We start from the raw sequence: 20,996 nt of genomic DNA, 5'->3' as shown, positions 1-20,996 counted from the left end.
GGTGTAAATATAGAAAAATATATTATATGTTGTTAATAATGTAATGTTTTTATTATTATGTTTGGGTGTAATGGTGTAATATGTTGATTTTGTATTAAGGTTGTTAATGGCTTACATACGAGTTAAAAGGCTCCCGGCATAAAAATAGCATTAGGAACACTTTTTGGAGTAAATTGCACCTACTATTGATATATTATGTTTGACAAGCAACAAAGAAAACTGAAAAGATCTGCCAGGCTGATTTCCGTATTAAGCAAATACGGTTTTAAAGATCTGTTGGCAAGAATGAACGGAGGAAATAAACAGGAAGAGGCGTCCGGGAATTCTGATGAAGTTATTTCAAAAGGGACGGTTTATGAAAGGATCAGGCTGGCTCTGGAAGAACTGGGGCCTACCTTTGTAAAGCTTGGGCAGACATTCAGCAACCGGGAAGACCTTTTGCCACCGGAATTGATCCAGGAGCTGCAGAAGCTTCAGGATAAGGTGGATATGGTAGATATGAATGTAGAAGAAGCGCTGGAAAATGAATTCAATATTTCTGTGAAAGACCATTTCCGGGAAATTCAGAAAGAACCTTTGGCTACCGCTTCCATTGCACAGGTATATAAAGCTGTGTTAAAAGACGGAAGTCCTGTAATCCTGAAGCTCAGAAAACCGGATGTACAGTCTGTCATTGAAGACGACCTGCTTTTGATCAAGGATATTGAAAGGCTGATATCTGCTTATTCGGAAATAGGAGAGAAGCTTAATCTGAAACAGGCCATTTCCACTTTTGAAAAATCCCTGCTGGAAGAGGTTTCCCTGATCAATGAGAAGAATAATATCCAGCAGTTCCGTCTCAATTTTAAAAACAATAAAGAAACTTATGTTCCTAAAGTGTACGATGAGTTTTCCAACAACAATATTCTCTGTATGGAATTCATCGATGGAATAAAGGTAACGGATAAGTCTGTTCTTCTCGCCAATGATATTGACCCGGTAAAAGTTTCCGAAACCGGATTAAGGCTCTTTGTCTCTCAGATTTTAGATTATGGATTCTTCCATGCTGATCCGCATGCAGGAAATATTCTGGTAAAAAAAGACGGAAAAATTGTTTTCATTGACTTTGGGGCAGTAGGAAAAATCCAGCCTAATGATAAGGAGATCCTTGAAAACCTGATTGTAAGCTTTGTGGCGAAAAACCCGCATAAAATCGTCCGTTATCTCAAAAAAATGGCGGTAAGCTATGAAATTCCTGATGAAAGAAGATTTGAGAATGATGTGGAAGATATTCTGAACTTTGTGCATAGCTCGTCCCTGCAGGAAATCAACGTCCAGGTCATCATCAACAAAATGAAAGATATTTTAAAGGACAACAGACTTTATATGCCGGATTATTTCTATCTTTTATTCAAAGGAATCAGCCTGATAGAAGGAGTCGGCAGAAATATCAACCCTGACCTGGATATTGTAAAAAGTCTTCATCCCTATACCAAAAAGATCTTCACCAGAAAAATCAGTCCGAAAAACCTTTTAAAAACAGGGATGGACAGAATGATGAATTTCACAGATAATGTGGATGAAATCCCGAAAGAACTTCGTTCGGTTCTTCAAAAGCTGGATGAAAATAAGTTTACCGTTTCCAGTGAGATCAAAAATATAGAAAAAACGAACCAGCTGATTAAATCCAGCGTAACCAATTTGATCTTAGCGATGATCCTGGGAGCCAATATCATTGCGACAGCGATCGTATTTGTTTCAGAATCAGGACCTAGAATAGGAGAGTTGTCTCTGGTTGCTGTTTTAGGCTTTATTTTTTCAGTAATTTTAGTTTTAATACTTTTGTTGAGGGTGACGAGAAAGTGATGGGAGTTAGAAGTTAGAAGTTAGAAGTTAGAAGTTAGAAGTTAGCGGCGCAGGTTGAAAGGGAACTATATGATGCTATAATTTGTCTCCACATAATTTATAACTTCTAACCTGAAATCCCCACGCACATCAATTCAACAGATATAATCATGAAAAAACTGATCATAACAACTTCAATGTTCTGCTGCACGCTTATTATGGCGCAGGAAGGAAGTGAAGAGAAAATCCAGGGAGATTTTGACGGAAACGGTTCAAAAGAATATGCCTATACAAAAGTCAGTGATTGTGGTGATGAATGTGAAGGGAAATGTGAAACCACCATTTATTTTAGCGATAAAAATATAAAGCCTTTCATTATCTCACCAGCCAAAGGCGGAACTTTATATAACCTGGGAGACCTCAATAATGACGGTAAGGATGATATAGGCTTTTATCCCAATTGGTGCACCAGTTGCTGGCATCCTTTCCATGTGTATACCTCCAATAAAACAGGATGGAAACCACTGGTTTCTCCTATTTCCACCCATTGTAATCAGTGGGAAGAAGACAAATTTCCAATTAAAAAGGACCCGGAAAAGAAAGGAAATGTCATTATCACGACCAGCCAATGGAAAGATGATGATATTAAAATCAGCAGCAAAAGCGTAAAGATCAATTAAAAAGGAATTACCAATTTCAGCGTTGAGAATATAAAGTTGAGTGTACAGTTCTCTCCCCGATATCTCTAGTCTAGTTTCTTGATTCTTGGTTCTTGATTCTTATATCCTAAAGAATTCACCATTCACTTGCGAAGCAAAATTCACTATTGGCTAACCTCTGATTTCTAACTTCTAATTAAATACCTATCTTTGCAAAATGGAAAAACTCACTTTTGCAGATTTTGACCTGCCGGTTAAAATTCTTGATGTTTTAGCGGATATGGAATTATTTGAGCCTACCCCTATTCAGGAGAAGAGCTTGAAACCTATCCTTTCCGGAAGAGATGTAATGGGAATTGCACAGACAGGAACCGGAAAAACATTAGCTTATCTTTTGCCCGTACTGAAAACCTGGAAATACAGCAAGACAGGAAATCCAACTGTTTTGGTGCTTGTTCCTACAAGAGAGCTGGTGGTACAGGTAACGGAAATCATTGAGAAACTGACAGAAAATATTACTGCAAGAGTCATTGGAATATATGGTGGAAAAAATATCAACACTCAAAAGCTGCTGTTCAACGATGGCTGTGATATCCTGGTGGGAACTCCGGGAAGGGTGATGGACCTTTCCATCGATAATGCTATTTCCCTGAAAGAAGTTCAGAAGCTGATCATTGATGAGTTTGATGAAATGCTTAACTTAGGTTTCAGACCACAGCTTACCCATATTTTTGAAATGATGAAAGAGAAGAGACAGAATATTCTTTTCTCTGCAACCATGACAGAGGCGGTGGATGAAATGCTGGATGAATATTTTGCCAGTCCGGTGGAAATTTCATTGGCAAGATCCGGAACACCGCTTGAAAAAATTGAGCAGACTGCTTATAAAGTTGAAAATTTCAATACAAAGATCAATTTACTGGAAAACTTATTGAAGAATGATAAGGATATGTCCAAAGTATTGATCTTCAATAACAATAAAAAGCATGCTGATCTGCTCTTTACCAAGATCGATGAGCTTTTCCCTGAGCAGTTCGATGTGATACACTCCAATAAATCTCAAAACTACAGGCTTAAGGCGATGAAGAGATTTGAAAATGAAGAGATCAGAGGACTGATTACGACAGATGTAATGGCCAGAGGTCTTGACATTTCAAATATTACCCATGTGATCAATTTTGAGACACCGGATATTCCGGAACAGTATATTCACAGGATCGGTAGAACAGGTAGAGCGGACAAGGAAGGGAAAGCCGTCACTTTTGTAACGAAAAAAGAAGAACCTTTGATTCTTAATATCGAACTGTTGATGGATAAGGATTTAAAGTTCAATAACTTCCCTGAAGGCGTTAAGATCAATCCTAATAAAATTGCCTCTGAGAAAGATGAAGTGGTCATGAAAAACCCTGCGCAGGTAAAACTGAATGAAGGCGGGAGCGCTTTCCACGAGAAAAAGGCAAAAAATACAAAAGAAAACTGGGGTGGACCTTCAAAAAGAAAAGCACCTAAGAAATTCGGGGCCAACAGAGCTCAGCAGAAAGCAAAATCTAAATCAAAGAGAAAGAAATAATCATTATAAAGCACTCTTAAAGCAGGACGTAATTCCTGCTTTTTTATGTATATTAGCCTATGTATTTGAAAAATAATGATTTATAATTGATTGTAATATGGGCAGGTACTTTTTTATAATTTTTCTTATTGCATTAGGAAACAAAGTCTTTGGACAGGAAGAAGCTTTAAAAGTGAATCATATTTATTTTGTACTGGATTCTGTTTCCTTTAACGAAATCAGGGGCAGTAAGCAATTGGCGAAATGGAGCAGTCTGGATAAAGGGCTTCCTGATTTTCTGCCGATAGATCAGCAAAGTACTACATTATATTTACGTGGAAAATCGACATATATTGAAGTAATGGGACCTGATAACAGATTCGGGGAAAAAGTAGGATCTGTAGGAATCGGCTTTTCCTGGGATACGCCGGGAGCATTTTCTGATGATATAGGGAAAAAATTAAAAACCAATGATCTTACATTCAGCAGAAATAATGCGATGTGGAATTTTGCAGGGGAAGAAGTGCTGTGGTATTCTGCTTATTATACTGCTTTAGAAGGAAGTATAGCCACATGGTATGCTTTTTATAACCCTGAATTTTTAACCCAGTTATACCATAAAAAGTATCCGTTCTTTACAAGGGAAGCTTTTCTGGAAAAAGCATTTGATCAAAAAAGAGAAGTTACCGATCTCTCAGCCATCGTTCTGGAATGTACTGCTGAAGATTATCATAAGCTGGCGAAAGAGCTGGACAGCTTTGGGATAATACCTATCACCCAACTTAAAGACTCTTCTGTTTTTCAGATAGGTTCGGTCCGGCTTACCATTATCCTGGCTCAAAATAAAATATCTGGCATAAAAGAACTACGGTTAAAAACAAAAAACAAATTGAATAAAAGCTTCAAATTGGGAAAAGTAAATTTCAGGAATAGTGATAAGGAGCTGATAATGACATTCAATTGATCTCATCAAAAGGACCTTCTAAACAGTTTGTAAAAATAAAGCCCTTCAAATGAGGGCTCTATAGATTATTTCAAATAAGGGTAGATCACTTTTTTCCAGATCTGATATCCTTCCGGCTTAAAGTGAAGCATATCTTCCACAAAAATATCTCTTCTTACATTCCCATTGGCATCCTGCATGGCCTTAGTCACATCAATAAATTCCGCATTGGCTTCCTTTTTCATAAAAGCAGCGATCTTTTTATTGGGGATCTTCATTTGCGGCCAGATAACTTCTCTGCTCGGAGAGTACTTGATCGAGATATAGTCAACCTCAATATCAGGAAATCGCTCACGTATTTTCTTGTAAAAGGCTTTGTATCTGTTGACCACTTCCTGTGCTTTCAATTGATGATTATCAGCAAAATCATTTTCACCACAGTAAATGATGATCTGCTTAGGTTGATAAGGAGCTAAAAGATCATCCGCAAAATAATTAAGATCTGTAAGCCTTGAACCTCCGAATCCTCTGTTGATAATCACTTTATCAGGAAAGTAATCAGCAACATCCGTCCATCTGGTGAAGGATGAGCTTCCAATAAATAAAATGGCATCTTTCGGCGGAGGAGTTTCCTGATCTGCTTTTTTGAAATTTTGTATGTCCTGCCAGAACATTGGCTTTTTTTCCTGTGAAAAAGAAAAGGTAAAACATAGCAATAAAAATACTGTAAGGATCTTCTTCATTATAATCAAATTTTAAGGGTAATCCGTTGTACGATTCTGTATCCAAAAAGAAAGGTCATTCATTGGCTGAAATCAGTAGATTATTTTTATCATAAAACTCTTACAAATGAATACCTGAAAGCAAATTACGGAATAATTTTGGTAATTGTAAGAAAAATATCAAAGAAAATTATTAATCTCGTGGCTATGCATTCCTGAAATCCTTGGCTTGGTAGCTAATTTATTTGGAATGTTTGATTTTAAGTTAAAATAACTAAAATTTAGAGCTTCTGTAAATAGAATTTATATTGTTTTTCGCAATAGTGATATATTTTTTTTACAAATTTCACCTTTTTTGGATATATATATAGTTATTTTGCAGTCAGGCAAACTCTATAAATGAATGATTAAAATGCCATTCCAAATAAGCATACTTTTTTTTGTAAGGAACAAACAGGGATCATGGCTATTGATCCTTTTATGCATATTCATCAGTCCGTTATTCCATACACAGGGCACTTCAAAAAAGATCGACAGTCTGAACAATATGCGAATCTCCAATGCTGAGAAAATCTATAGGACAGGATTAAAGATGCTGGAATTAGCTGAGGTCAGCAGGGATTTTTCTAAAGCTTATTCTAAAATAGCAGATGGATTATATAAGCAGGAGCGTTTGAGCGAAGCACTGAAATACTATAACAAGGTTGATTCCATCACAACATTTCTGCAGGATTGGGAGGATAAGTTCATGGCGAATCTTTTTATCACTGGCATTTATCAAAAGGCAGGACTGGTCATTCAGACAAATGAAGGTTTAAAAGAAGTAAATAGATTATCGAAGAAGATCAATAAAGACTTTCCTGCTTACATGATTAAGCAGCAGAAAGCTACTTTTTTGGAAGAATCAGGTTTCTATAAGGAAGCAATACCTGTCAGGTTGGATATTTTAATGTCTGATGAAAAACGACTGAATAAAGATATTCTGACATTCAATGATCAGTTTCTGCTAATAAACTCCTATAGCCGGCTTGGGTATAATTATCTGAAATGCAATATGCCCGAGAAGGCAGATTATTACATTAAAAAGGCGGATGAGATTTTTAAAAACATGGAAAAAGAGAATAATCCGGTAACCCCAACCTACTATATGGTGAAAGGTTTCAGTGCAATCAGGGTGGACAATGATAGAAAAGCATCTCTTTTTTGGTTTGACAAGTCACTGGATGAAGCTCAAAAGAACAATTCACAGATCCAGATTACACAGATACTGGAAGAAAGGCTGGGAAATAATATTGATGATTCTGATGTGCATGTTCAGTTATTCCGTAAGCTCAAACAACTGAAACAAAAAAAGAAAGAAGAAGCTGCCAGAGTAATTTTAATTTGTGAACAAAAGAAAAATAACATTGCTGCTATTAGGAATAGCCGGTTACTATTGCTGTCTATTTTTGTTTTGGTCTTTTTTCTTTATTATAACCTGTATTATAAAAGGATAGGAAGACCAGGGGACGAACTTGAAAAGATGACTCAAAATAATGAGCTTCCTGCTATCAGTATTTTACCTCTTAATAATTTGCAGAAAGAAAATAGTAAGGATAATGATAAACAGACCGGCAGGATCATGTCAGATGAAAAAGAAAGAGCGTTGTTGAATAAGATCTGCGAATTTGAAAACGGGAAAGATTTTTTGGAGAGCAATTTTACAATAGCCAACATGGCAACACTTCTTGAAACCAACTCGAGGTATATTAATTATATTTTACAGAATTATCGTCAAAAAAGTTTCAGCCATTACATTAATTCTCTGCGGATAAAATATTGTATCAAACTTTTACAGGAAAATCCCGAATATTTGAATTATAAAATCAGTCATTTGTCAGATGTCTGCGGCTATTCCTCTCATAGCAGGTTTACCTATATCTTCAAAAAAGAAGTTGGTATTTCCCCTTCAGATTTCATTGCCCGGTTGTCAAAGGAAAAGAAGCCCGATATCTGATCTGAATTTATATTGTACTATTACGAATACTGATACACAAAGGCCGAATGAAGCAGGCAAAGCTGGTTTAAGAGATATAACTTTGCGGAAGTAAACTAGTTTATATCGTTTCCGGGAAACAAATGCAATTATCATTAACAAAAATTAAAAACCTCAAGTATCATGAATTCTGAAATCATCAGGCACACCTACTAAAGGATTCTAAGAACACAATTTCTCAACACAACACTAGACATTAAGTATGATGATGCTTAATGCAATTCACGGAGCTGTTTTTATATTCCAGCTCAGGCCATTCAAACAATATTTTAATTATGAAAACAAAAATTATTCTTCTTAGCGCATTGATTAGTTTTACTCATCTTTTTTCTCAAGTTGGGATTAATACAACGAGTCCGCAGGCATCTTTCCATGTTGACGGAGCTAAAGATAATCCTGCAACCGGGGCTCCAACGGCGACACAGCAATTGAATGACTTTGTGGTCACCTCATCCGGAAATGTAGGAATTGGTAATGTCAATCCCCAAAAAGCTCTGGATATAGAGGCCAGAAATGGAAGTCTTAGAATAACAAATTTATTAAGACAAACTCCCGGTAATTATGATATTTTATCAAGAAGTATAGACAATGGTGACGTATATGCAACCTCTTACAGCTATACAGCAACCGTTACAATTGCTTCAGGAGCACAGTCAACGATTACCATACCATCAACGGTAGATATTCCCAGTGGATATATGATCATACGGTCTGCAAACGGATGTGGCAGAACCATGGTATCTACCTTCGTGTATTATAGTATAACATTGGGTTATGTTTCCGGAGTAGCCAGGGATAGAATAGGAGCGGCGACTATCAACCCTATTCCAGTTGGATCAAATACCTCAGGAACATGGAATGTCAACTTTGCCAATGTCATTCAATGTGCAGACGGAGGCGATGATACTCAGTTCAATTTTACAGTGATAAAACCTACTGCCAATACATATACCATCACTAACAGAGGTAATGTATCAAGAGTCTATCAGCTCACGATCGTACGATTATAAGATCATAAAATCTCGTGACATAGTACTGAATTATAATAAAAAAACTCCCGGTTAACGGGAGTTTATGATTTATTTATCTTTTGTAGGTAATATAAGTGACGTCTGGAATCTTATCTCCATCGATATCAAAGTTTCCGAATTGTTGAGCAAGTCTGAGATCCTTGCTTGTTAAAATATCAATCTTGTAGTTCATGCTTCCCTCTTCATCAAACTTAATTCCCAAAACTTTTGTTTCTGTATCATAGGTATACCTTCCTTCATTCTTTTCAGAAGGCTGGCAATCTGCTCCTTCTCCTGTATAAGCCGTATAGCTTATATAATAATCTGTTCTGAAGAATAGAGTGTTCTTGGTCTGACATCCTGTTAAAACCTCAGTATTAAGCACTGTTTTATTATCTTTTCCGGAAATTATTTCCCTCTTAACTTCCTTCCAATCTCCCTTCATTATATCCATTTCGTATGCTTGAAGATCATCATCTTTACAAGAAGTAAGTGCCAGGGCTGAAAAGGCAAATAAAAGTAGCTGTTTTTTCATTTTCACAAATTTAAGAATATGCTAAAATATAAATAAATTTGAAATATCCGTAATGAAATCACTATTTTTTAAACGAATGTTTATAAATAAGGTGATTCTTGAAAGAGAGCGTGGGATTTTTTTAAAATTAAGGAATTAAGGAATTAAGAGATTAAGAAATTATTAAAAGATTTTGTCATTAAGCATCTATATTCTGTTGTAAACATCTGGATGTGAAGAAAGCGGGCTTTAGCCCGCTTTCTTCATTTTAAAAAATCTATTGGCTTTAGCCAAAACTTGAAATGTTATATCTTAAACTTTAATTCTGTTTTGGTTTTAATAGCTCATTTCTACGATCTTAGACGCATCCTGCGGAGTCAGCTTTTTATATTCACCAAGTCCAACCCAGTTTCTGTCTGTAAAAGCTTTTTCTACTCTCTCAGCAGTGCCTTTATAGTCTTCTGTATATTCAGAAAGCCTGGTTTTGATGTGAAGGCTGTGGAAAAATTCTTCCAGCTTTCTGATTCCCAGTTCCGCTTTTTCCTCTATTGTTCCGTCTTTGATGCCCCAGACTCTTTCAGCATACTGAGCCAGTTTCCCTTTTTTATCCTCAAAATTGTAACGGTAGTGGGAAGGAGCGATGATTGCTAAAGTTCTCGCATGGTCAATACCGAAATAAGCGGTTAGCTCATGTCCCATGGCATGCACTGCCCAATCTGTGATAACTCCTTTCTGGATAAGTCCGTTCAGGGCCATTGTGCAGCACCACATAAAATTTCCGGCAGCATCATAATTGAAATCGTCAGCCAGTACTTTAGGAGCTGTTTCCTGAAGGCTGATCAGAATGCTTTCTGCAATTCTTTCCTGGAGATCAGCAGAAGAAGGAGCGGTCATATATTGTTCCAAAACATGGGTATAGGCATCTGTGATTCCGTTTACAATTTGATTTTTAGGAATAGATCTGATCACTTCAGGATCCAGAACGGAAAATTGTGGAAAAAGCCCGGGACCTCCTGAAGAAAGCTTTTCATTGGTTTCCCTTCTTGAGATCACATATCCTGAATTCATTTCAGAACCGGTCGCGGGAAGGGTCAGAATGCTGCCGAAAGGCATTCCTTCTCCTTCAAAAGTTCTTACCTGTTTTCTGAGAATCTCCCAGGGTTCACCATCATAATTGGCTGCTGCAGAGATGAATTTGGTACCATCAATGACGGATCCGCCTCCCACGGCAAGAAGATAGGTGATGTTATTTTCTTTGATAAAGCTTAATGCATTGATCAGGACTTCATATTCCGGGTTGGCAGGAACCCCTCCAAATTCATAGAGATCATGATCTTTTAAAGCCTCTTTCACCTGATCGTAAACACCATTGTTTTTGATGCTTCCGCCCCCGTAGATCATTAATATTCTGGCATCTTTGGGAATTTCATTGGAAATTTTAGCAATTTCACCTTTCCCGAAAAGTATTTTAGTCGGATTTTTAAACTCGAAATTAAGCATTGTTCTAAATTTATTTTATTCAAATTTACGGAATGAAAAAGTAAATTTGAGTTAATGAAACTTTAAAATTACTATGACTGATTTTCATGAAAGCTATTGTACGAATTCTGGTCTCGCAGCTATCGATGAGCTGATAAATGTACAAGGTCATAAAACTATCGTGTATTACACAGAATTGTAAGGCGCAGGAGAATCAAATATTGATATATTGCTACGAATAAACGAATAAAGGGATTCGTACATTCGTGGCAATTAAAATTATGCGGCATTATGGAAGTGAAAGCTTTGTGCCCCAGATTGGTCACAGAGTAGAACAGTCTTCACTTTTTGAATAGATTCCGTTGCTTTTCGCCTCCAGTTTTCCGGTTTTTCTATTGATCTTAACTAAAAAGGATTCTTTAACAACAGGACATCCTTTAGCCTGTAAAACATACATGGAGATATGACGGTCATCAATTTTATAAGATCCGGTGAAAAGGTTTTGGGTATCGACTGAGTATCCATAGGTTTTGGCAAGTAAAATAGCTTCAGGAAGATTGTCTACAGTCCCGATAAAATCTCTGAGCTGCTGCTCGCTGGAAAAATAAACAGATCTCTCATTTTTGCAAGCAAGGATGTATGAAAAACAGTTGTTGCCTACACATTTCTGGAAGAAACCTCTTTCAGGAGCAGGTTCATTGATGGTCATAAAATCCGGGGCCTGGCTTTCATAGATCACAGCTTTTTCATAATCAGTGTCATTGTTGAGTACCCGCCAGTAAGCATAGTCTTTATCCGGTACAATGAACGGATAGAGTAGATCGATATTATCTAGAATTTCCGGGATTTTTTTGAAATCGGATGGAACAGCTTTCTGACCGAAAACCATGCCGCATAATAACAATAAAGCCGGAAATAATACTCTCATTCAATTGTTTTTACAAATTTAGCAAAGTTAAGAAGATTTATTGCAGGACAATTTTGTAATAGCCTTTTTCGTCTGTTACGTCAATTCCAACGCCCGTGAACGTTAGTTTATTGATTTGAAAGCCATCACAGCCTCCTTTAAATTCAGATGATTGGATGGAAAAATCCAGATTTTTAATATTAGAATAAAATTTATAATTTTTTGTTCCATTATATGCGCCTACATTTTCTAAAATAACTTTATTGTCGGATGTTTTGGTTAATTGTATGTTGGCATTATTCTCGTCTTGAACTGAGTAGGTGGTCAATGTACCGTTGGTAATAAGATTTTCATTATTGGAATTTACGAATTCAAAAACGATGGTTTGCGGTGCATTGTAACAATCTTTTTCACAAGAGATGAACAGTATTATTAAGAGTAGGAAAATGAATGTTTTTTTCATATAGCATGGGAATGGTGTGAAGAGTAAAATTAATGATTGTTTTGTAATCAGAATTATATTACACCTGAATTATTAAAACGAGCTCTAAATATTTGGCGTTGAAATTGAATTTAATCATAGTTATTATAAACAGATGCCAAAACTAAATAATTTTCCTCAACAAAAATGAATATATTTTTTTGTTTTTTAATCCTGTATTTTTTGTCATTTGTCAATTCAACTAATTCCAAAATCACTTACATTTGTTATTATGATACACGACCAACGCGCAGAAAAATTCAGGCAGATCGTGGAGAACAAATTCCAGATCTATAATTCATTATTTATGAGCCTGCCTTATGATAAAATGACGAATATCGGTATGCTGCTCCCGTTTCTTTATGAAGAAAGCAGGACCGGCTATGAAGCTGGAAAAACCCCTGAAGAAATCGTCGAAGAATTTTTTAAGAACCATACGGATCTTCAGACCGAAGAACAGAAGCTTGAACTGCTTTTTAAGATCATACAGTATATCGAAAGGCAGGTGGTTTTGTTTGACAGTATTGAAGACGCTGCCTTTCCGAACCTTCATTCCGAAAGTGACAGCGGTACTGTAACAAATCTTTTTGAACGTTCTTTTCAGGATCATAAGATTGAAAAAGTACGTGAAAAATTAAAAGACTTCAGTATAAAGGTCGTATTTACAGCACACCCGACTCAGTTTTATCCAAGCTCAGTACAGAGGATTATTCAGGATCTAAGAGGAGCAATTACCAGTGATTCCGTGACTCAGATTGATATGCTTTTGCAGCAGCTGGGAAAAACTCCTTTCGTCAATAAAGAAAAACCCACACCAATAGATGAGGCGCTGAGCATTATTTCATATCTGAGATATGTATATTATGATACGATCGGAGAGCTTTTTACGAAGATCAAGAAAACTTTCGGAAACGGACATTTCCATCTGCATGAAGATATTATTCAGCTGGGCTTCTGGCCGGGAGGTGACAGGGATGGAAATCCTTTTGTAACAGCAGATGTTACCAGGAGAGTAGCCGAAGAGCTCCGTTCAGCAATTCTGAAGTCTTATTACAGTCATTTGAAATTCATCAGAAGAAGATTAAGCTTCAGAGGAGTTTCTGAAGTCTTAACGCAGCTGAGTGAAGAATTGTATGCTGCAATTTTTAACGGGAATGGTATTACAGCAGAAGATATTTTAAAGAAGGCGGATGAGGCGGAGAGCATATTGATCAATGAGCATAATGCTTTGTTCCTGGATCTTTTGGCCAATTTCAGGGACCGGGTGAAGATCTTCGGAACCCACTTTGCTACTTTGGATATCCGTCAGGACAGCAGAATTCACCAGAAAGTAATCGATGAGGTTTTTATCAAGGTATATGGTAACGAAGAGGCGGATTATGAGCAGAAATTCAATAAGCTGATTCAGATTTCAGAGAAAGTGAATGCCGATGATTTTGAAGATATTGTAAGAGATACATTGCTGACTGTCTCTCAGGTTTCGGAAATTCAGAACCTGAATGGACTGAGAGGAATGAACCGTTACATCATTTCCAATTCCGATGCCGTGAAAGATGTAATGAATGTATACGCGTTCTTTAAGATCTGCGGCTATCAGGATGAAGAGATCAACATGGATATTGTTCCGCTTTTTGAAACAATGGAAGGGCTTGCCAATGCTGAACATGTGATGAATGAGCTGTATCAGAATCCTGTCTATAAAAAACATCTTGAAAGAAGAGGAAAGCAGCAGACCATTATGCTTGGTTTCTCAGACGGAACCAAAGACGGAGGTTACTTAAAAGCCAACTGGGAGATCTATAAAGCGAAAGAAGTGCTGACGAAACTTTCTGAGCAGAATAACATCAAAGTGGTGTTCTTCGATGGCAGAGGAGGTCCGCCGGCAAGAGGAGGAGGAAAGACCCACGATTTCTATGCTTCACAAGGAAGAACAATTGCCAATAATAAAATAGAGCTGACCATTCAGGGACAGACCATTACCAGTATTTTTGGAAATAAAGAACAGGCGAAATACAACTTTGAGCAGCTCCTGACTGCGGGAGTTGAGAATGATGTATTTAAGAATGCTAAAAAAGACCTTACAGACAAGGAAAGGGCATTGATCATTGAGTTAGCCGATATCAGCTATCAGAAGTATTCAGACCTGAAAGCACATCCTATGTTTGTGCCTTATCTTCAGGAAATGAGCACCCTGGAATATTATGGGAAGACGAATATCGGGAGCCGTCCTTCTAAGAGAGGAAATGGGAGTGAGCTGAAATTCGAAGATCTAAGGGCGATCCCGTTTGTAGGATCATGGTCACAACTAAAGCAGAACGTACCGGGTTTTTTCGGTTTTGGCTATGCGATGCAGCAGATGAAAGAACAGGGAAGATTTGAGGAAGTGAGAGAATTGTATAAGGGTTCGGATTTCTTTAAAACTTTAGTCTTGAATTCTATGATGAGTATGAACAAGTCTTATTTTCCTCTGACCTATTATATCAAAAAGAATTCTAAGTTCGGATCTTTCTGGAATGTTCTTTTCGATGAATATGAGCTTTCCAGAGAAATTATGCTGGAACTGACAGGCTTCAAAATGCTTCAGGAAGAAGATCCGCTTTCCAGAAAATCGGTGAAGATCCGTGAAAAGATCGTACTTCCGTTGTTGAGCATTCAGCAGTATGCGCTGATGAAGATCCAGAAAGGGGAAGGCAATAAAGAAGCTTATGAAAAGCTGGTGACCAGATCGTTGTTTGGGAACATTAATGCGAGCAGGAATTCGGCATAAAATAATTAATTATATTCAACGTTCCTTATAAAATAACTACTCATATTTTTGAGTAGTTATTTTATAAATTAATCTTAGACTAATAACACATGAACAGTAAATTTTTCGTTTTAATTTTGTTAGCGTTCTCAGTTAAAATTTTTGCTCAGGAACCTGAAAAAGTTACCTTTAAAGATACCCCTAATTTTTATTATAAAATAATACCTAAAGGAAAGCCGGTTGGGATGATCATTGTTTTACCTGGTGGAGGGGAAAGCCCTGAAAGAGTTATGAATCAGATTTATCTGGACGAACTGGCTGTTCAGAAAAATTTAATTGTTGTTTTTCCTGGTTTTGAAGATGGTGACTTTAAAATGAATATTGAACGAAAATTTTTAGACAGAATTGCAAAAGATATTGTTGAAAAGCACAAAATTTCGAAGGATAAAATTGCAATCGGAGGATTGTCATACGGAGGAATGTTGGCCGTTAAATATGCTGAAACGGCCGTAAGAGACCAGGATACTTACTTTATTCCGAATTCAATTTTTGCGCTTGATCCGCCACTCGACTACGAAAAAATGTATTATCAGCTAAATCGCGATATAGAAAGGAATTTTTCTGAAATAGCTGTAAATGAAGCCAGATATTTTAACAAAGAGATGATTGAAGCTATTGGTTATCCCGATAAAAATAAAGAAAATTACATTAAAGAATCCATGTTTTTATACACTGAAAAAGATGGAGGAAATGCAAAATATCTGATGAATATTCCCATTTTGATGTATACGGAACCAGGAATTATGTGGCAGATGAACAACAGGGGCAGAGATCTATATGATACCAATTGCATCAGTATCACGGCAATGATGAATCTGCTAAAATTGAAAGGACATAAAAATGCAGATCTGGTCATTGTTAATGACAGAGGAGTAAGACCGGAAGGGTTCAGGCATCCGCATTCCTGGAGCATCATGGATCCTGAAGAATGTCTAAACTGGATTTTAAAGCATTTTAATCAATAACTAATCAATAACCATGAAATCCGTATTGGATTTCACAGGATAGGTTATTCTTTTATAAATTTCTCATAAGAAACTTTGTCTTTCATCTGAATTTTAAGATAATACGTTCCTTTTGCAAAATCTTCCACCTTTATAGATTTCTGATTGTTGTTCTTTCTGACCAGCCTTCCCAGGTTATCATAAATTTCCAGAGACTGAATTTCCTTTTCTGATGCAACATTCAGGATATTTTTAACAGGGTTGGGAAAAAGTTTGAAGCCTTCCTTTTTTACCGTTTCGGAAGTAGTAAGAACAGAGTTATACAGGCTTCCGAAGTTAAGAATTCCGTATCCTATCTGGTCCGTATAGCTGGGATACAATGAAGCGGTTTGCCTCAGTTTTGTTCTGATCTGCTCCCTGTCCATTGTCGGAAAGGCCTGAATAAAACATGCCACACCACCTGCCGCAATGGGGGTAGCGATAGAAGTTCCGTTTACGATGAGGGTGGCGTTATCATAAACCGTTGTGGTACCGGTTCCCTGGGTACTTCCGTCAGGCTTTACCATTCCGAGGGAATTGGGACCGTAAGAAGAGAAATCCGAAGCATTTCCGGCAGCATCTACAGAACCGATAGAGAATACTTTAGTATTGTCAGATGGAGTTACAAGATAGTGCCATGGCTGTAATCCTGAATTTCCGGCAGCCGCAAGAACAAAAATTCCTTTTTCAGCAGCGATCTGTGCTCCGCGGGCGATAAAAGAAGTGCTGCCGTTCATATCAGCATAAGTATAATTATAACGGGAATCATCAAATACGCTATATCCTAATGATGAGGTGATAATTTCTACACCTTTTCTGTCTGCTTCCTCTGCAGCTTCAATCCAATATAGCTCTTCTTCAGGAATTTCAACGGCAGCGTTTTCACTGCGGTACAGGTAAAAATCCGCATCAGGTGCAGATCCTACAAATGTATTTTCCAGGTAACCGCCGATAGCTCCCAGTACCACAGATCCGTGCGGGCTTAGAGCTGTATTATAGATATCTCCGGTTTTGGTAACAAAATCATAAGCGGCCTTTATATGATTTCCGGTCCATAATCGTGAGAAAGCAGTTCCTGTGTTCACTGTTGGAAATCCGGCATCGATGACAGCGATAGAGATCCCGGTTCCTGTATATCCTGCCAGATGAAGCGGCCGTATATTGACCTGGTCGATCTGTGCGGAGCCTGAGCCATAATTAAAGTTGGTGAGCGTTTTATTGATGTCTGCATTATCCTTCCATTTGCCGGGTATTGCTTTTATTCCGGTTGAGCCGTTTCTGGCAAAGCTTTCCACAGACAATACAAAAGGCTGGGCCTGGAGTATCGTTTTTTGGGCAGGAGTGGCATTCACAGCAGCTCCGTTGAGCCACTTGGAATAATCAGTAACCGTAAAGCCTAAATTCTGAAGATTCTGAAGGTAAGACGGTTCGATAGGCGCGTCCTGATCATTGAGAGGGATTCCCAGCGTTGTGCGTCTGTTGAGTGACTTTTGGGAGAGTTCTGAAAGCGGATCGGCATAGAAAGCGGCTTTATTGGGCTTATCTGTAAAATATACAAAAACAAGCTCAGTCTGTGCAGACAGGCTGATATAACCTGTTAGGAAACAAAAGAGTAAAAGTTTTCTCATAATATTAATTTGTATAAAGATAAAAACAAAATCAATAAAATTTTTGATAGGATATTAAATTCCTTATTTTTACAGAAATATTTGTTATATGAAAAAAATTCAGATGGTTGACTTGCAAAGTCAGTATTACAAAATAAAGAATGATGTAGACAATGCAGTTTTAAATGTAATGGATTCGGCAGCTTTTATCAACGGTCCTGAAGTAAAGTCTTTCCAGAATGAATTGGAGTCTTATTTAGATGTAAAGCATGTGATTCCGTGTGCGAATGGAACGGATGCATTACAGATTGCCCTGATGGCGCTGGATCTGAAAGAAGGGGATGAGATCATCACCGCTGATTTTACCTTTGCCGCAACAGTAGAAGTCATACATTTGCTTAAATTGAAATCTGTTTTGGTAGACGTAGATTACGATACCTTTACGATCTCAACTGAAGATCTGAAAAAAGCGATTACGCCAAAAACAAAGGCGATCATTCCGGTACACTTATTCGGACAGTGCGCCAATATGGAAGAAATTCTGAAAATTGCTGAAGAGCACAATCTATACGTTATCGAAGACAACGCGCAGGCTATCGGAGCAGAATATACGTTCTCTGACGGAACGGTAAAGTATGCCGGAACAATGGCTACTGTAGGTACCACATCCTTCTTCCCTTCAAAGAACCTGGGATGCTATGGTGACGGAGGAGCTATTTTTACCAATAACGATGAACTGGCGCACCGTTTGAGAGGAATTGTAAACCACGGGATGTATGAGAGATATTACCATGATGAGGTAGGAGTGAACTCAAGGCTGGATAGCATTCAGGCAGCTGTTCTAAGAAAAAAACTTCCTCACCTTGATTCTTATAATGAAGCAAGAAGAAAGGCTGCAGACTATTATGATGAAGCATTTGAAGGAAATCCGAACATTCTTACTCCAAAAAGATCTGAGAATTCTACCCATGTATTTCACCAGTATACATTAAGAATCCTGAACGGAAAACGTAATGAGCTTCAGAAGTTTCTGGCAGAAAAAGACATTCCTGCAATGATCTATTATCCGGTGGCGTTGAGAAAGCAGAAAGCTTACTTTCAGGAAAGCAATGATGCGGATTTTGTGAATACAGACAAGCTTCTGGATCAGGTGATCTCTCTACCGATGCATACGGAATTAGACGAGGAACAGCTGAAGTATATTACCGATGCCGTGCTTGAGTTTATGGGATAAGAAATATGAAGGAATTTTTTTTAAAAGGCAAGAAATATAAAATCTTTTTAGGATTTCACCTTTTTATTGTGGGACTTTATTCACTTTATTTAATAAATACAGTGATGTCCTATAATTCCTTATCTTATTCTGGATATGATAAAGGGAGTATCATGGAAAATATTCTGAAGTACTCTTTTTATATAGGGGTAAATTTAGTTGCAGGGATTATCATTTTTTGCAAAATAAAATATACAAAGGCTATTCTCAATTTTTTTGCAGTATTGATGCTTATTTTAGTTTGTTTTGCCAATTATACCTTAATTAAAAATTACATTAACAACTCATATTATAACTTTGTAATTATTTTTAATACATCAGTTATAGGCTTTATTTTTTTTTATATCTATTATTTAAACCATAAGGAAATAGAAAAAAACGAAATAGAAAATATAGGAAAACACGAAGATTAAAAAATGGCAATACTTGTTACAGGAGGGCTTGGATATATTGGCTCCCACACTGTGGTAGAACTTCTCAATAATGGCTTTGAAGTGATTATTGTAGATGATCTGTCCAATTCAGAAAAATTTATTTTAAATAATATAGAGGATATTACAGGTAAAAAACCTGTTTTTTATCCTTTTGACCTAAGAAGAAGAGAGCTTCTTACTCAGGTCTTTGATGCCCATCAGATTGACGGATGCATCAATTTTGCGGCTTCTAAAGCGGTAGGAGAGAGCCAGCTAAAACCTGTAGACTATTATGAAAATAACTTATTTACATTGATTAATATTCTTCAGGAATTTAAAGAAAGAAAGCTCTCCAATTTTATTTTCAGCTCATCCTGTACCGTGTACGGACAGGCAGATGTGATGCCGATCAATGAAAATACCCCTTTAAAAATGCCCGAGAGCGTATATGGGAAAACAAAACAGATGGGTGAAGAGATCCTGATTGATTTTGCAAAAGCCTATCACCGAAAAATATCGTTGTTGAGATACTTTAACCCGATAGGAGCCCATCCATCAGCGAAAATCGGAGAATTGCCGCTAGGAATTCCTAATAATTTAGTACCTTACGTCATGCAGACAGTTGCAGGGATCCGTGAAAAATTAAACGTGTGGGGGAATGACTATGATACAGAGGACGGAACACCGATCCGGGATTATATCTATGTTGTTGATCTTGCCAAAGCGCATGTGGCAGCGTTAAAGAAACTCATGGAAGATTCATCAGAAGACACTGTGATCGATACTTATAACCTTGGAACAGGAAAAGGCTCATCAGTTTTGGAAGTCGTGAAAGCTTTCGAAAAAGCTAACGGTGTAGAGGTTCCGTATCAGATCTGTGCCAGAAGAGAGGGAGATATTACCATTGCGTTTGCCGATCCTCAAAAAGCGGAGAGAGAGCTTGGCTGGAAATCTGAAACGCCTCTGGAAGAATCTTTAAGAACGGTTTGGGAATGGCAGCAGTATCTGGACACCAGAAACTCATAAAATAAATAATGATGGCCTGTATCCTGAAGTATACGACCTGTTTAAAGAAGAGCGTTCAGCGCCTTCCTGCATGTTCTTGAAAATGCTGAGGCAGTATTTACCCGGGCTTCAGGAACAGCTATGCTTCCGGATATAGAAAACCTTCCGGATGAAATGAAAGAACAATTTAAAAACGACTATAAAAGCGAATTACAAAATATCTTCCCTGGATCTCCGGTCTTTTATCCATTTAAAAGAACGTTTATTTCAGCGAAGTTTTAATTAATTTAAATTAATATGAAGACACAGAGAATAGGTATTACATTTTCCTCATTTGATTTGCTACACGCAGGACATATCAAAATGCTTGAAGAAGCTAAAACCGTATGTGATTATTTAATCGTAGGACTTCAGATCGACCCGTCTCATGACCGTCCCAACAAGAATAGACCAAGCCAGACGATCGTTGAGCGGTATATTCAGTTGAAAGCGGTAAATGCTGTTGATGAGATCGTTCCTTATTATACGGAAGAAGATCTGCTGGATATTTTAAAATCGTTCGTAATTGATGTGAGAATCATCGGTGACGATTATATGGACAGAGATTTTACAGGTAAGCAGTACTGTGAAGAAAAAGGAATTGAGATCTTTTATAACAAAAGAGATCACAGGTTTTCCACCAGTGACCTGAGAAGAAGAATTTACGAAGCTGAAAAAGAGAAATACTCGAAAACAGAACCCGTAAAATAAGAAAATAATAACAAAAAAATCCCGAAAAGTAATTTT

Annotated in this window: 18 protein-coding genes; 12 read left to right on the top strand and 6 right to left on the bottom strand. The window is 37.3% G+C overall.

The annotated features are described in order from the left end of the window. Nucleotides 1-195: 195 nt before the first annotated feature. The 4 genes from AC4IF5_RS00665 (at nucleotide 196) to AC4IF5_RS00650 (ending at nucleotide 4,996) form a co-directional block, all read left to right on the top strand. Complete coding sequence (locus tag AC4IF5_RS00665) at nucleotides 196-1,845, top strand: ABC1 kinase family protein (protein WP_490730719.1); 1,650 nt, start codon at nucleotides 196-198, stop codon at nucleotides 1,843-1,845. A 149-nt stretch (nucleotides 1,846-1,994) separates the two neighbouring features. After that, entirely contained in the window at nucleotides 1,995-2,504 is a 510-nt protein-coding gene (locus AC4IF5_RS00660; protein WP_490730718.1) for a hypothetical protein, read from the top strand. A gap of 196 nt (nucleotides 2,505-2,700) precedes the next feature. Further along, entirely contained in the window at nucleotides 2,701-4,053 is a 1,353-nt protein-coding gene (locus AC4IF5_RS00655; protein ID WP_490730717.1) for a DEAD/DEAH box helicase, read from the top strand. Nucleotides 4,054-4,150: 97 nt separating this feature from the next. After that, nucleotides 4,151-4,996: a DUF5829 family protein gene (locus tag AC4IF5_RS00650; RefSeq protein WP_490730716.1), complete on the top strand. Its 846-nt coding sequence runs from the start codon at nucleotides 4,151-4,153 to the stop codon at nucleotides 4,994-4,996. A 65-nt stretch (nucleotides 4,997-5,061) separates the two neighbouring features. Here AC4IF5_RS00650 and AC4IF5_RS00645 read toward each other — a convergent pair whose 3' ends face one another. Continuing rightward, nucleotides 5,062-5,718, bottom strand: a complete 657-nt coding sequence (locus AC4IF5_RS00645) for a GDSL-type esterase/lipase family protein (RefSeq protein ID WP_490730715.1) — start codon at nucleotides 5,716-5,718, stop codon at nucleotides 5,062-5,064. Nucleotides 5,719-6,109: 391 nt separating this feature from the next. On the opposite strand from AC4IF5_RS00645, the gene AC4IF5_RS00640 reads away from it, so the two are divergent. Then, nucleotides 6,110-7,693, top strand: a complete 1,584-nt coding sequence (locus AC4IF5_RS00640) for a helix-turn-helix domain-containing protein (protein WP_490730714.1) — start codon at nucleotides 6,110-6,112, stop codon at nucleotides 7,691-7,693. A 314-nt stretch (nucleotides 7,694-8,007) separates the two neighbouring features. Next, nucleotides 8,008-8,742: a hypothetical protein gene (locus AC4IF5_RS00635; protein WP_490730713.1), complete on the top strand. Its 735-nt coding sequence runs from the start codon at nucleotides 8,008-8,010 to the stop codon at nucleotides 8,740-8,742. A 73-nt stretch (nucleotides 8,743-8,815) separates the two neighbouring features. Here AC4IF5_RS00635 and AC4IF5_RS00630 read toward each other — a convergent pair whose 3' ends face one another. From AC4IF5_RS00630 to AC4IF5_RS00615, 4 genes are all read right to left on the bottom strand, one after another. Next, nucleotides 8,816-9,277, bottom strand: coding sequence for a lipocalin-like domain-containing protein (locus AC4IF5_RS00630; protein ID WP_490730712.1), 462 nt, complete (start codon nucleotides 9,275-9,277; stop codon nucleotides 8,816-8,818). Between the two features lie 315 nt (nucleotides 9,278-9,592). Further along, complete coding sequence (locus AC4IF5_RS00625) at nucleotides 9,593-10,756, bottom strand: iron-containing alcohol dehydrogenase (RefSeq protein WP_490730711.1); 1,164 nt, start codon at nucleotides 10,754-10,756, stop codon at nucleotides 9,593-9,595. A gap of 301 nt (nucleotides 10,757-11,057) precedes the next feature. Beyond that, the gene (locus AC4IF5_RS00620; RefSeq protein ID WP_490730710.1) at nucleotides 11,058-11,663 is read right to left on the bottom strand and encodes a hypothetical protein; all 606 of its coding nucleotides are present in this window, start codon (nucleotides 11,661-11,663) and stop codon (nucleotides 11,058-11,060) included. 37 nt (nucleotides 11,664-11,700) lie between these two features. Continuing rightward, nucleotides 11,701-12,105 carry a hypothetical protein gene (locus AC4IF5_RS00615; protein ID WP_490730709.1) on the bottom strand — a complete coding sequence of 135 codons (405 nt, stop codon included), beginning with the start codon at nucleotides 12,103-12,105 and terminating at the stop codon, nucleotides 11,701-11,703. A gap of 250 nt (nucleotides 12,106-12,355) precedes the next feature. Between AC4IF5_RS00615 and AC4IF5_RS00610 the strand changes: the two genes are divergently transcribed. Both AC4IF5_RS00610 and AC4IF5_RS00605 read left to right on the top strand, forming a co-directional pair. Beyond that, a complete protein-coding gene (locus AC4IF5_RS00610; RefSeq protein WP_490730708.1) occupies nucleotides 12,356-14,890 on the top strand; it encodes a phosphoenolpyruvate carboxylase in 2,535 nt (844 codons plus the stop codon). An 89-nt stretch (nucleotides 14,891-14,979) separates the two neighbouring features. Then, entirely contained in the window at nucleotides 14,980-15,894 is a 915-nt protein-coding gene (locus AC4IF5_RS00605; protein ID WP_490730707.1) for a hypothetical protein, read from the top strand. Nucleotides 15,895-15,938: 44 nt separating this feature from the next. On the opposite strand, the gene AC4IF5_RS00600 is transcribed toward AC4IF5_RS00605, so the two are convergent. After that, nucleotides 15,939-17,540 (bottom strand): S8/S53 family peptidase, encoded by a 1,602-nt coding sequence (locus AC4IF5_RS00600; RefSeq protein ID WP_490730706.1) that lies wholly within the window; start codon nucleotides 17,538-17,540, stop codon nucleotides 15,939-15,941. Between the two features lie 88 nt (nucleotides 17,541-17,628). Between AC4IF5_RS00600 and AC4IF5_RS00595 the strand changes: the two genes are divergently transcribed. From AC4IF5_RS00595 to AC4IF5_RS00580, 4 genes are all read left to right on the top strand, one after another. Next, a complete protein-coding gene (locus tag AC4IF5_RS00595; protein WP_490730705.1) occupies nucleotides 17,629-18,753 on the top strand; it encodes a DegT/DnrJ/EryC1/StrS family aminotransferase in 1,125 nt (374 codons plus the stop codon). Nucleotides 18,754-18,758: 5 nt separating this feature from the next. Then, nucleotides 18,759-19,205 (top strand): hypothetical protein, encoded by a 447-nt coding sequence (locus AC4IF5_RS00590; RefSeq protein WP_490730704.1) that lies wholly within the window; start codon nucleotides 18,759-18,761, stop codon nucleotides 19,203-19,205. Nucleotides 19,206-19,208: 3 nt separating this feature from the next. Further along, the gene (galE, locus tag AC4IF5_RS00585; protein ID WP_490730703.1) at nucleotides 19,209-20,231 is read left to right on the top strand and encodes a UDP-glucose 4-epimerase GalE; all 1,023 of its coding nucleotides are present in this window, start codon (nucleotides 19,209-19,211) and stop codon (nucleotides 20,229-20,231) included. A gap of 276 nt (nucleotides 20,232-20,507) precedes the next feature. Then, a complete protein-coding gene (locus AC4IF5_RS00580; RefSeq protein ID WP_490730702.1) occupies nucleotides 20,508-20,960 on the top strand; it encodes an adenylyltransferase/cytidyltransferase family protein in 453 nt (150 codons plus the stop codon). Nucleotides 20,961-20,996: the final 36 nt, after the last annotated feature.

Source organism: Chryseobacterium sp. UF-290, from assembly GCF_058245615.1.
This window is presented reverse-complemented; position numbering and strand designations above follow the sequence as displayed.

What these genes read in the sequence shown, in the direction of transcription:
- AC4IF5_RS00635 (WP_490730713.1), top strand. Translation starts at nt 8,008, where the DNA reads ATGAAAACAAAAATTATTCTTCTTAGCGCATTGATTAGTTTTACTCAT.
- galE (WP_490730703.1), top strand. Translation starts at nt 19,209, where the DNA reads ATGGCAATACTTGTTACAGGAGGGCTTGGATATATTGGCTCCCACACT.
- AC4IF5_RS00645 (WP_490730715.1), bottom strand. Translation starts at nt 5,718, where the DNA reads ATGAAGAAGATCCTTACAGTATTTTTATTGCTATGTTTTACCTTTTCT.
- AC4IF5_RS00640 (WP_490730714.1), top strand. Translation starts at nt 6,110, where the DNA reads ATGCCATTCCAAATAAGCATACTTTTTTTTGTAAGGAACAAACAGGGA.
- AC4IF5_RS00620 (WP_490730710.1), bottom strand. Translation starts at nt 11,663, where the DNA reads ATGAGAGTATTATTTCCGGCTTTATTGTTATTATGCGGCATGGTTTTC.
- AC4IF5_RS00590 (WP_490730704.1), top strand. Translation starts at nt 18,759, where the DNA reads ATGAAGGAATTTTTTTTAAAAGGCAAGAAATATAAAATCTTTTTAGGA.
- AC4IF5_RS00630 (WP_490730712.1), bottom strand. Translation starts at nt 9,277, where the DNA reads ATGAAAAAACAGCTACTTTTATTTGCCTTTTCAGCCCTGGCACTTACT.
- AC4IF5_RS00615 (WP_490730709.1), bottom strand. Translation starts at nt 12,105, where the DNA reads ATGAAAAAAACATTCATTTTCCTACTCTTAATAATACTGTTCATCTCT.
- AC4IF5_RS00605 (WP_490730707.1), top strand. Translation starts at nt 14,980, where the DNA reads ATGAACAGTAAATTTTTCGTTTTAATTTTGTTAGCGTTCTCAGTTAAA.
- AC4IF5_RS00610 (WP_490730708.1), top strand. Translation starts at nt 12,356, where the DNA reads ATGATACACGACCAACGCGCAGAAAAATTCAGGCAGATCGTGGAGAAC.
- AC4IF5_RS00650 (WP_490730716.1), top strand. Translation starts at nt 4,151, where the DNA reads ATGGGCAGGTACTTTTTTATAATTTTTCTTATTGCATTAGGAAACAAA.
- AC4IF5_RS00595 (WP_490730705.1), top strand. Translation starts at nt 17,629, where the DNA reads ATGAAAAAAATTCAGATGGTTGACTTGCAAAGTCAGTATTACAAAATA.
- AC4IF5_RS00665 (WP_490730719.1), top strand. Translation starts at nt 196, where the DNA reads ATGTTTGACAAGCAACAAAGAAAACTGAAAAGATCTGCCAGGCTGATT.
- AC4IF5_RS00625 (WP_490730711.1), bottom strand. Translation starts at nt 10,756, where the DNA reads ATGCTTAATTTCGAGTTTAAAAATCCGACTAAAATACTTTTCGGGAAA.
- AC4IF5_RS00580 (WP_490730702.1), top strand. Translation starts at nt 20,508, where the DNA reads ATGAAGACACAGAGAATAGGTATTACATTTTCCTCATTTGATTTGCTA.
- AC4IF5_RS00655 (WP_490730717.1), top strand. Translation starts at nt 2,701, where the DNA reads ATGGAAAAACTCACTTTTGCAGATTTTGACCTGCCGGTTAAAATTCTT.
- AC4IF5_RS00600 (WP_490730706.1), bottom strand. Translation starts at nt 17,540, where the DNA reads ATGAGAAAACTTTTACTCTTTTGTTTCCTAACAGGTTATATCAGCCTG.
- AC4IF5_RS00660 (WP_490730718.1), top strand. Translation starts at nt 1,995, where the DNA reads ATGAAAAAACTGATCATAACAACTTCAATGTTCTGCTGCACGCTTATT.